The 9,583-nt window shown below is 58.9% G+C and carries 11 protein-coding genes; 6 read left to right on the top strand and 5 right to left on the bottom strand.

Translation table 11 applies throughout. From position 1 onward, the window contains the following. Positions 1–289 precede the first annotated feature (289 nt). The 4 genes from P0D73_RS45460 to P0D73_RS45445 all read right to left on the bottom strand — a co-directional run bounded on the left by P0D73_RS45460 (position 290) and on the right by P0D73_RS45445 (position 3,745). Positions 290–859 carry a lipid-binding SYLF domain-containing protein gene (locus P0D73_RS45460; protein WP_408183571.1) on the bottom strand — a complete coding sequence of 190 codons (570 nt, stop codon included), beginning with the start codon at positions 857–859 and terminating at the stop codon, positions 290–292. A gap of 150 nt (positions 860–1,009) precedes the next feature. Beyond that, positions 1,010–1,396, bottom strand: coding sequence for a response regulator transcription factor (locus P0D73_RS45455; RefSeq protein ID WP_408183569.1), 387 nt, complete (start codon positions 1,394–1,396; stop codon positions 1,010–1,012). 163 nt (positions 1,397–1,559) lie between these two features. After that, positions 1,560–2,195 (bottom strand): response regulator transcription factor, encoded by a 636-nt coding sequence (locus P0D73_RS45450; RefSeq protein ID WP_408183568.1) that lies wholly within the window; start codon positions 2,193–2,195, stop codon positions 1,560–1,562. Between the two features lie 5 nt (positions 2,196–2,200). Next, a complete protein-coding gene (locus P0D73_RS45445; RefSeq protein WP_408436223.1) occupies positions 2,201–3,745 on the bottom strand; it encodes a sensor histidine kinase in 1,545 nt (514 codons plus the stop codon). A gap of 267 nt (positions 3,746–4,012) precedes the next feature. Here P0D73_RS45445 and P0D73_RS45440 point away from each other — a divergent pair, with 267 nt between their 5' ends. The 5 genes from P0D73_RS45440 (at position 4,013) to P0D73_RS45420 (ending at position 7,185) form a co-directional block, all read left to right on the top strand. Further along, complete coding sequence (locus tag P0D73_RS45440) at positions 4,013–4,219, top strand: hypothetical protein (RefSeq protein WP_408183563.1); 207 nt, start codon at positions 4,013–4,015, stop codon at positions 4,217–4,219. 482 nt (positions 4,220–4,701) lie between these two features. Continuing rightward, the gene (locus P0D73_RS45435) at positions 4,702–4,974 is read left to right on the top strand and encodes a hypothetical protein (RefSeq protein WP_408320370.1); all 273 of its coding nucleotides are present in this window, start codon (positions 4,702–4,704) and stop codon (positions 4,972–4,974) included. A gap of 469 nt (positions 4,975–5,443) precedes the next feature. Beyond that, positions 5,444–5,677, top strand: coding sequence for a hypothetical protein (locus P0D73_RS45430; RefSeq protein WP_408183116.1), 234 nt, complete (start codon positions 5,444–5,446; stop codon positions 5,675–5,677). 27 nt (positions 5,678–5,704) lie between these two features. Next, positions 5,705–5,854: a hypothetical protein gene (locus tag P0D73_RS45425; protein WP_408320366.1), complete on the top strand. Its 150-nt coding sequence runs from the start codon at positions 5,705–5,707 to the stop codon at positions 5,852–5,854. 227 nt (positions 5,855–6,081) lie between these two features. Next, complete coding sequence (locus P0D73_RS45420; RefSeq protein WP_408320365.1) at positions 6,082–7,185, top strand: AI-2E family transporter; 1,104 nt, start codon at positions 6,082–6,084, stop codon at positions 7,183–7,185. A gap of 415 nt (positions 7,186–7,600) precedes the next feature. Here P0D73_RS45420 and P0D73_RS45415 read toward each other — a convergent pair whose 3' ends face one another. Then, complete coding sequence (locus tag P0D73_RS45415; RefSeq protein ID WP_408183111.1) at positions 7,601–7,876, bottom strand: hypothetical protein; 276 nt, start codon at positions 7,874–7,876, stop codon at positions 7,601–7,603. Between the two features lie 527 nt (positions 7,877–8,403). Between P0D73_RS45415 and P0D73_RS45410 the strand changes: the two genes are divergently transcribed. After that, positions 8,404–8,991 carry a BPSL1445 family SYLF domain-containing lipoprotein gene (locus tag P0D73_RS45410; RefSeq protein WP_408183120.1) on the top strand — a complete coding sequence of 196 codons (588 nt, stop codon included), beginning with the start codon at positions 8,404–8,406 and terminating at the stop codon, positions 8,989–8,991. Positions 8,992–9,583: the final 592 nt, after the last annotated feature.

Here is a 9,583-nt window from a genome sequence, read left to right as displayed (position 1 = left end):
GGTGGCGCATAGCAGCGGCTTGCTGCCGTCGAATTCGGCAGCGCACAGTTCGGCCGAAGCGAAGCAGAAGAACACTGCGAGCGCCATACGGAGGGTGTTTTTTCATGGTCGCTTCCCCTGTTATGATCGGCTGCTGGGCTGCCACTGAGCATCCCAGCGCCAGCATCACAAGCCCGGGTGAAACTCGTATCAGGGGTTGCATGGTGAAACGCCTCCTGGACAATCCAGTTCCGGCACGGACCCACGGCACTCCGACGCCGACGTGAGAAGGCGCCGTAAAGTCACGGACTCATGGTTTGATCTTGGTGATCTTCTGGCCTTGGACGCCGAGGCCCGCCATCAGGCCCTCCTGGCCATAGATGAATGCGTAGACATCGGATTGCAACGTGGTCGTTGTCATCGACTTCGCCTTGCCTTCGTCGACGACAACGACACTCGGTCCCATTCCGACGGACCAGCCGTCGCTGCTGTTCAGATAACTGAGCGCTGCCGGCGTCATCAGGAACATCGCCTGATGGAAGCTCTGTGCCCCAGCCTGCATGCCGTATGACAACGACTTCGCGTTGTAATAGCCCATCACCTTGCCGTCCGGGCCGAACATCACGCCGTCTCCTCCTTGAGCGCCGACCAGAAAGCCCGCCTTCAGGATGTCCGGAAATACAAGGACGGCTGTCGCGTGGGTCGCCAGTTCGCCCGCCTTGGGCGTGGTCGCTACCAGTTGCCGATACGCATCGCGTGCTTTCTGTTCCAGTTCGGGACGCCCTGAACTGGACGCGGAAGCAGTGGGGTTAATGCTCGTACAGGAAACGACAGCGAGCATGACTGGAATCATTGCCATCAGGCGGACAAACTTGAACATGATAGGACGCTCCATTCAAAAGGAGTCACTGCGTGACCGGATCCCTGAGCGACCCGCGCCGCCCTTCAGGTACCAGTAGTATTGGTAGCAGATCTGCCCCATGGCAATTGAACTTTGGTCCAATACCGGGTGAACCCGCACGTGTTCAGACTACGACGGCTGTCCTCCTTCGAGGGCCGCACGTACGGTCCTGATGAACAGGTCATCGTTGAACGGCTTGAGAATGTAGGCGACCGCACCGCCTGCAAAGGCCTGTTCGCGCACGCTGATGTCATCGTGGGCGGTGATGAAAATGACTGGCGTGCCACTACCGGAAAGACGCTGCTGGACCTCGAGTCCATTGAGCCCCGGCATCTGCACATCGAGAATGACGCAGTCAGGGCGATATGACGGCATGGACGACAGCACGTCGAGAAAGGCGTCGCCGCTTGCGAAGGTTTCGGCAGCGATGCCGACTGAGCGCAGAAGTCTCTTGATGGCTCGGCACACCGATTCATCGTCATCGACGACGACAACGAATGATTTGAGTTTTCCCATTGCACGTAGTCCGGTGTCAGGGAATGCACGGGGCAGTGCACTCCCCCAAACCATAGACTACGAGTCAGGCGCAAATGCCGATAGTGGACCTTGGTGCAATGTGGACTCCGAAAGACGTCATAGCACGCCCGGACGACGCAGCGTTCACGCCGCTTGCAGCCGCTCAGCGATCCGCGTGCGATTTCGCGACGCCTGAAAGGCCGACCTTGTCCGCGACGCGAATGAGTTGGGCCAGCGATGTGACTTCCATCTTGGCCATCACGCGCCTGCGATGAACCTTGATCGTCTGTTCGGCCGTTCCGAGTTCGCTTGCCACCTGCTTGTTCAGAAGGCCAATCACGACGAGTGCCATCACTTCGCGCTCGCGCGGCGTCAACCGCTCGACGCGATCACGAAGCGAGTCGAATTCACGCCGGGTCGCTCGCGTTCGAACCGCGTACGCGAGCGCCTGTTCGATCGCTCGCAGCAGGTCAGTCTCGGACACCGGTTTGGGCAGAAAATCGGTTGCCCCCGCCTTCATCGCGTCGACACCCATCGCAATGTCACCATGCCCCGTGATGAAAATGATCGGCAGCGCCGCATTGAGTTCGCGCGCCAGTTCCAGTCCGCTCAGATCCGGCAACTCGATATCCAGCACGAGGCACGCAGGACAGGCATCGGCGGGCATCCTGTCGAGAAATGCGCGTGCCGAACCGAATGTTTCCACCCGATAGCCCGCTGACTGAATCAGACGCGACAGCGCGCGGCACACGGAGTCGTCGTCGTCGACGACGAATACAAGCGAAGCGGAATCTGTCATGGCCTCTATCGCGACTCATCCTGCTCCGTCGCATCCCCGACTGGCAATGTAACAAAGAATGTCGCGCCTCGATCGATGTTGTTTTCGGCCCAGAGTCGCCCGTGGTGCATGTCGATGATGGTGCGGCTAATCGACAATCCCAAACCGAGGCCCTGGGGTTTTGACGTAAAGAATGGCTTAAAGATCTTGTCCAGCTTGTCGGCGGTCAGTCCATGGCCGCGATCCCTGATGGCGATGCAAACCGTATTGGTGCTCTCGCGCATGAGCGTCACGGATACGACGCGATCTACGGACGGCACCCCACTCATCGCGTCGAACGCATTGAGCAGGAGATTGAGCATGACCTGCTGCAACTGCACCTTGTCGCCACGCACGGACGGCAGATCGTCCTCGATGTCAAGCGCCACGCGTGTGCCACGCACGATCGCATCGCCGCGCACCAGCAGGACCACGTCGCGAATAATGCCCGCGAGATCGAGTGATACGACTTCCAGATCGCCCTTCTTGACGACCGCGCGAATGCGCCGGATCACTTCGCTCGCGCGATAGTCAGCCTGTACGATGTCGTTCAGGATCTCTCTCACTTCATCCAGATCGATGGGGTCCGCCGTGAGAAAGCGCTGCGCGGCCTGCACGTTGCTCAGTATCGCGGTCAGCGGCTGGTTCAGTTCATGGGCCAGCGATGCCGTAAGCTGGCCCACGGTAGACACGCGCGTCAGATGCGCGAGGTCCCGCCGGTTGCGCTCCAGCTCGTAACGCTCGGCTGTATCGATGATGCATGCGAGCGTGACGCTGTCATCGTCGAAGTGAAATGGGTTCAGACCGATCTCCACCTGAAATTCCGTGCCGTTATTACGCCGCCCAGGCAGCTCATACAACGGCGACCTTCCGTGGACCACGGACGATGCGAACACGTCGGCCCTGGGCACAACCTGGCGGTCCAGATGCAGGGCGGGCACGAGCAGTTCGACCGGCTTGCCTATCAATTCGTCGCATTCGTATCCGAACAGCCTGGCGGCTTGTCGATTGACCATCAACATGCGGCCACGCTCGTCGAGCATCAGAATCGAAATAGGCAAAAGCGCGAGCGCCTCGCGAAAGTACGCTTCGCCGCTTCCTTTTTCCAACACGACCACATGAGAATCGTTCAACCCTGCGGATCGTCCGCCACTTTCATGAGACTGGCGGCGAACCGATCGTGCGGAAGCCGCGGCATGGTCCCTATCCGTTATTGGACGCTCCGCGCGCGCACGTTGACCTGCTTCCGGCGAGATCGCTTCTTCCGCCACTTGATGCTGTTCCACGCGCCTCTCTGCTGAGGAACCGGCTCGTGATACGACGTCGCGCGGACCGGCACCAGCGGACATCGTGAAAACCTGCGGACGCATCGCAGCTTCACGCGTCATCGCGCGCTCGACATAATCCGCAAGATTTGGCGGTTTAAGACTACGGCTCGCCAGCGCCATTCGCCAGCGCCTGGTAAACAAAATCGACAGCCAAAGAATGATGGCGGTTTCCAGAACAATGATCGCTGGCATGACGATGCTCATGGCCGGGATTCCTCTCAACAGCTTGCGCCGAGAGATGGGCTGACGGAAAAGCTCGCTCTGGATTTCGACGAGAGATAACGCGCCTGACCCGAAGGCTGATTTTGCCGCTACGTATATTGTGCAGCGGGCCAGAAAGTCAGGACCGTAATTCGCTGGCTCGCGCGTTTCTAAGGCAGCGTGTTTGCCAGATTGCCGGTCCGTCACTTCTATAGCGCGTCGTCTTGCGACGATTCAGGGAGATCTGCCAGCACAGGAGGAAATGCAGGCATGGCCAGCCGTATGACTAGGCAGGTAACTACTACACACAAAATAAAACTGGCCAGTAAATCAATCGTAGTCCTGATGCCAGCCATAGTAAATGTCGAGATCGTGCATTCTTCAATCGATGCAATAGAAGCCGCCACGCTAACGCTGAACATCACCCTGATTGAACCAAAGGGCAAATGTTCACGCGCGGCGTCGCATGTAGTCTGAATGACTGAGATTCGAATCAGCAAGGATCTGTATCGCCCCGGCGTCCGCACGTTACTGGTAAACCTGCATGCGTCGGAATGGGAAAAAAAAGCAATTAGATTCAGCATTGGTGTTACGTGCGGCGACGCGGTCCCGCTAGCGGCGATTGCAGCCGTACAGAGAACAGCGTGATAAAGGCACGCCGGGCAGGACGAAACGGGTCGTGCTCTATTGCTCATTGCGAATCAGTCTGCTCATGCATGCCCGATTCCGTCCGGTTGCGTACAAAGTATCTCCGCCAGCGGACTCCGCACACACATTAGACCAAGGTTCAATATCGGTGTCCACTCAGGTCCCCTATTCTGTTTCTTGGGCACGTGCATTTGATTGCCCGTTCCAGGACTCGGCCTGCGGAAATCAGGAACCAGGCCATCGTTATGGAAGCGGTGATCGCGACATTTTCCTCGCTGATGACCGTTTGACGGTTTTGTGAGGGCGATGTAATGAACAAGCGTCTCTTATGGTTTGCGATCGTACCGGCGCTGCTGTTCGCAGGTACGGCAGCTGCGCAATACCCGGTTCTGGATATGGTTGCCGGCAAGCTCGTTCAAAAGTATCAAGAGGAACCGACCAGCGCGCTGCCGAAAACGCATAGGAACGCAATCAACGCGACGACGATGTGGTTCATCCTGCTGTCCTCCGACCAGGGTAATACGCGTAGAGCGGCCTCGGTCTCCGAAGCGGCGCTTGCCCGCGCCTGTCCTTTCGCAGCCTGACGTTGCCCGTGTCCCACGAAGCGCACGACTATCGAAATTCGCCCACTTCCGGTCACTTATCAGCATCTTGCGCGCCGCGCAGCAGTATGCAATTGAACCAAGGTCCAATTGCATACGACCCAGTCGTGATCCTATCTTTCAAGATCTGTACCACTGACTGCGAACCCGACCCAACCGCCAGAATCTCTAGCCTGTGTCGGCCAATTCGTATTTCGTCCCAGGCTCTGATCATATTGCGGAAAGTGTCTTTGAGGCCGCCAGGAGCGAAACATGGCAACATCCAGACTGCCCATTCGAGTGTTGATGCTGACATTGGCATTGTCGGCCCCTGCAGCCGATCCGCGCCGCGACTCAGGATCCCGGCTGACCACGTGAAATTGTTCGGGACGACGCGACCCTCACCTATTACCAGCCACAGATCGACGACTGGAAGGACTTCAAGGAAGTGACCGGTCGGATGGCGATAAGCGTGACTCCGCGTGGCGGCAAACCGCAAGTGGGCATCGTTGCGCTCCAGATGCACACGGATGTTGACGTCGGCAGTCGTAACGTCCTCCTGAGCAATCCGCAAATTACCGGTACGACTTTTCCCGACACCGATCCCGCAACGGCCAAAAAGCTGGATCAGCTCGTGCGCAAATTTCTCGATCCACAGGCTTCGCTGACCTTATCGGTTGACCGCGTGGTCGCGGGGTCAAAGTAGCCCTGCAGGTGAAGCTGAGGTATAGGGTTGGGCAAGAAAGACGGCCGCACCGCCACGCTGATGATCCCGATCACGATCGGCATCATCAACGTGCCGACCTACGTGTTGGCGCCGCCATGGTCGACTCCGTGGAGGATGCCATGGCCATCAATAGAGCGCTCGCTGGTGAGAAATTGAACCAAAGTCCAATTGCCATTGGCCAGCGCCACTACCAATATTGATTTCATCGGACTCTGCACGTGGCATCGGCCACGAAATAAGTGCTGTACTACAGAACTGGTACTCACGGCTGAGTCGCAAGCAACGACGTGGCTCTGGCACGCCGCTGCATCCTCGGCCGCCCGTTGAGCCAGTGGCCTGCTTCCCGGTGTGAACCTTTGCGGCGACCTGCACGGAGACAATTGATGTTGCCCACGCCCACTTCCGAAAAGGCGCTGTCCCGTGGACTGCTCGAGGCACTGATCCGTGCCGGGCTGATCGCCGTCCTGGCGATTTTCTGCTTCGAGATAGTCCTCCCGTTCCTCAACCTGATCGTCTGGTCCCTGATCCTGGCGATCACCCTTTACCCGCTGCAGGTGAGGCTAAGGCGCAGGTTGGGCAACAAAGACGGTCGCACCGCCACGCTGATTGTCCTGATCGCGATCGCCATCATCATCCTGCCGTCCTATCTGTTGGGCGTCGCCATGGTCGACTCCGTGGAGCATGCCATGGCCATCGTCAAGAGCGAGGGTTTGCACATTCCGCCGCCGGCCGAGTCGGTAGCCAGTTGGCCGCTGGTAGGCCAGCGTCTGTATGACTTCTGGCTGCAAGCCGCCACCGACTTGACCGGCCTGTTGCAGAAACTCGCACCGCAGCTCAAGGACGTCAGCCGTGCGCTGCTGGGCGCGGTCGCGGGCGTTGGCAAAGGCCTGCTGATATTCGTGTTCGCCCTGATCATCGCGGGCATCTTCATGGCTTATGGCCAGCAGGGCAGCCGCAGCGCCGTGCAGATCGCCTCGCGGTTCTTCAGCCCGGAGAAAGGTCCGCGCATCGCCGTGCTGTGCACCGCCACCATTCGAGCGGTGGCCCAGGGCGTGGTAGGCATCGCTTTTATCCAGATGCTGTTGATTGGCGTCGCCTTCGTTGTCAAGGGCATTCCTGCCGCCGGCCTGCTGGCTTTGGCGGTGCTGCTGCTCGGAATCATGCAACTGCCGGCCACGCTGATCACCGTCCCGGTGATCATTTTCGTCTTTGCCACGGAGGGCGCGAGTGTGGCGACCGTTGTCTTCTCCATCTATGTGTTCATCGCGGGACTGGCCGATAACGTGCTCAAGCCCCTGCTGCTGGGTCGTGGCGTCGATGTGCCGATGCCGGTGGTGCTCATCGGCGCGCTGGGCGGCATGGTCACCGGCGGCGTCATTGGACTGTTTATTGGCCCGGTGGCGCTCGCGGTGGGCTACCAGCTGTTCTGGCAATGGGTTGAGGACCAGCCGCAGAATGCTGCGCCAGGCGACGAGAAGCAGATTTGAAGCGGCCAGTCTCGCCCCATGTCGCAATTGACTCGTTCGCCCACTGCTCACCGGCGCACTCTGCCTCAGCCGCTACGCACGCCACCCCGGCACCCGACTTTTCCGGCCCGAAGGAGAGCACCCCATGATCAACGAAGCAGAGCAGAACCGTCTCCGCGATGGACAGACGAATCGCGCGGTCTAGGAAAAGTGGGGGTCGTACCTCAGCGAGCGGCAGTGGGTGACCGTGCGCGAAGACTACAGCGACGACGGCGACGCCTGGAACCACTGCACTCCCGACCACGCCCGGTCTCGCGTCTGCCGGTGGGGCGAGGACGGCCTCGGCGGTATCAGCGAGGCCGATGCCTTCTATGCGTCGACTACCCCACTCGCCGTTCGCGATGACTCCGACCGTGCGAGTATCATGCGCCAGGCGCTAGCCGGCATGCTCTGGACCAAATAGTATTTCCACCATGACCTCGGGCGCAGGCTTGCCGAGCATGGCACGGGCAGCCAGTTGCCGCATGCGGAACGCCGGCGGGTGCGCAACAGCGACTGGGTACACATGTACAACGACGACATTACCTCGATGCACGACAAATGAGAGTATCCCTGGTACGCCGCGTGGGATCTGGCCTTTCACATGATTCCACTGAGTATGGTCGACGCCGATTTCGCGAAGGAACAACTCGACCTGATGCTGCGCGTTCACACCAAATGTCGAATAGGACCAAAGTTCAATTGAATAGGTCCGTCAATGTGAGCACAATTATCACAGTGGCATCAGACCACCCGTCTTAGAGGGCAGCTTCTACGTGATGGAGACGATCGATTTCCGTGTGCGATGTGTTTAGGTTGCAATACGAACTACCCAGCCGGGAAAAATTGCGTTGCGGGTGGCGCGAACTTCATCGCCAGCGAGCTGCCGATTCGTACCGGCACGGCCATTCAGCCAGACTGGCGTGTCGGTCGGGCAAGCGGGCCGAGGCAGTAGCGATTGCCACAGCGCTGAAGACAATGGGCTACGGCACCGGCCAGTTTGGCAGGAACCATATGGGTGACAAAAACTGAGACGTGATGGGAGATCTGCACACCAAATTAATGCTTGAAACGCTGTCGGCTGACGCGGCTAACCGTTTCACGCCCCGTTTACAGACCGCTGATTAGAACTGGACCGAGGGATGAAGCGGCCAGAGTCAAGCACCGGGGATCCACCTCGGAGCCACAATGGAGGACGATATGAACAGACGAGATTTTGTGCTGAGGACCGCGGCTGCAACTGCTGCTGCAAGTCTGACGCTCACTGGCTGCACCATGACCCCGGGCAGCGGCAAGAGCCCTGAAACCGATGCCTCGAAGCGCCAGGCGATTGACGCGGACGTGAACGGTACGTTGTCGCGGCTATTCTCGACGGTCAAGGGCTCTCGCGAGCTCGTATCGAAGGCACAAGGGGTGCTGGTGTTCCCGTCGGTGGTTAAGGCAGCCTTCATCGCCGGCGCCGAGTACGGCGAAGGCTCATTGCGTGTTGGGGGCACGACGGCTGGCTATTACAGCACGGCATCGGGGTCATTCGGATTCCAGGCCGGTGCCCAGTCGACGGCCGTCATCTTTCTCTTCATGACGCAAGACTCGCTCGACAAGTTTCGCAACTCGGCCGGCTGGTCCGTTGGCGGCGACGTAGCGGTTTCGCTCGTGAAAGTGGGTGCGAATGGCACGCTCGATACGACGACGGCCACCTCACCGGTGGAAGCCATTGTGCTGACCAACACCGGTCTGATGGCAGACGCTTCGCTCGCTGGCACCAAGGTGACGCGGCTAAACCTATAAACGTGAAGCCTAATCTCTTCAAAAAAAGAAAGGCAAGGAACCGTTCGGCTCCCTGCCTTTCGTGGGTGCTTGTGTAGCGCTCTGAAGGTGTTTTGCCGCAGCACGGCGAGACTGCACGACCCTTGTTCTGGACAATCGGGAACACGCCACTCTCCGCTGATGTGTGGCACGAGACCAACATCCATCGATTTTAGCAACTCAAGACGATTGTTTTCGGTCGTACGAAGCGATTGGCACCCAGCAAAACTGTCGGCCCCACCCGGCATGCCATCGACCTGGTGATGTTCAGCCTGCCCTTGATCTGGGCGATGCTTGAGTCTTATGTCGACCAGTTCTGGCCAGGGCTCAGGCCGAACATCTGACAGCTTCAGGTGCTTGTCGATCTCATGTTCACACTGAGTTTTTTCGTGCCGGGTGGTGACTTCTGGACCAAGATCCGCGCTCTGTTCGTCCGCACGGCTTAGATAGGAGAGACCCTCGACGCGGGCAACCTGGAATTTCCCATCCGATAGAGGATGAGCGAAATGAAGCGGTTCGTTCAAGGTGACAATCGTATGCAAAGCTTTGCAAACGCTCAAATCGTGCCCGCAAA

The sequence above is a fragment of the Paraburkholderia sp. RL18-101-BIB-B genome (assembly GCF_046026985.1).
Lineage (GTDB): Bacteria > Pseudomonadota > Gammaproteobacteria > Burkholderiales > Burkholderiaceae > Paraburkholderia.
Note: the sequence above shows the minus strand (reverse complement) of the source record. Positions and strands in the feature narration are given on the sequence as shown.